At 66.6% G+C, this 380-nt stretch carries 1 pseudogene; it reads left to right on the top strand.

The features are described 5' to 3' along the window. Positions 1-23: 23 nt before the first annotated feature. Positions 24-380: pseudogene (locus HLUSI_RS30495) on the top strand (efflux RND transporter permease subunit); the annotation flags it as partial.

Here is a 380-nt window from a genome sequence, read left to right as displayed (position 1 = left end):
GCCTCTGGTACCGCCGCTGGTAGCGGTGCGGCGCGCCGGTGCGCGTGCGCGACATCGCCGAGGTCAAGGATTCGGTGGCCGACCTGCGCAACGCCGGTTCCGCCAACGGCAAGCCGTCGGTGCTGGTGATCCTGAACCGCCAGCCCGGCGCCAACATCATCGAGACCGTCGACGCCGTCAATGGCTTGTTGCCCAACCTGAAGGCATCGATCCCGCACGCCATCAATCTCGAAGTGATGATGGACCGCACGCCGACCATCCGCGCCTCGCTCAAGGACACCGAGAAGACGCTGCTGATGTCGATCGCGCTGGTGATCATGGTGGTGTTCCTGTTCCTGCGCAACGGCCGCGCCACGCTGATCCCGAGCGTGGCGGTGCCG

It is taken from the genome of Herbaspirillum lusitanum P6-12 (assembly GCF_000256565.1).
In the GTDB taxonomy this organism is placed as follows: Bacteria; Pseudomonadota; Gammaproteobacteria; order Burkholderiales; family Burkholderiaceae_D; genus Herbaspirillum; species Herbaspirillum lusitanum.
This window is presented reverse-complemented; position numbering and strand designations above follow the sequence as displayed.